This window comes from Arthrobacter sp. 10T425 (assembly GCF_056393985.1).
The window spans coordinates 1-616 of the sequence record NZ_JBFTGZ010000043.1; the positions used below are offsets into that span (position 1 = coordinate 1).

Sequence of the window (616 nt, forward strand, 5' to 3'; positions counted from 1 at the left end):
GTTCCGCTCCAGCCGGATGAGCTCGGCATCGGGATGGCTGTCGAGGACTTCCTGCAGTTGCCCTGCGCCGGCGCCGCGGAAGCCGTAGATCGCCTGCGCGTCGTCGCCCACCACGGTCAGGCCGCGATCGTCGGGCGCCAGCACCGTGACGTCGGCCAGCCCCAGATGCTGCGCGTACTCGGCGACGACGCGGTGCGCGACGGCATGGAACGTCCCTCCGGCGATGCGCTGAGCGAGGCCCGTGTCGCCGACCATCGCGGCCGCGCGTGACGTCATCGCGGCGGCGGCGCGCCGCGTGAACGTGAGGAGCAGGATCCGCTCAGGCGGAACGCCCGTGTCGATCAGCCGTGCCACCCTGCTGGTGAGCACGCGGGTCTTCCCCGTCCCGGCGCCGGTGGCGACGACGAGCGGCCCTTCGCCGTGCTCGACGGCTCGCCGCTGCATCTCGTCCAGCTCTTCGATCAGGTCTGTGCTGCTCACGGACGAGACGGTATCCGGCCCCTCCGACATCGATGCGAAACCGAGGGATCGCAGCCGGGGATCCGGCCCGTGATGCGCCACGCCCGGCCGACGGAGGCTGTCGGTGGGCGGCCTGTCGATCGGGTATGCTCTTTTC

The 616-nt window shown here is 71.4% G+C and carries 1 protein-coding gene; it reads right to left on the reverse strand.

The window, feature by feature from the left end:
• The coding region (locus AC1DDH_RS20420; protein ID WP_476956201.1) for a UvrD-helicase domain-containing protein at positions 1-480 on the reverse strand (480 nt) is incomplete at its 3' end.
• Positions 481-616: the final 136 nt, after the last annotated feature.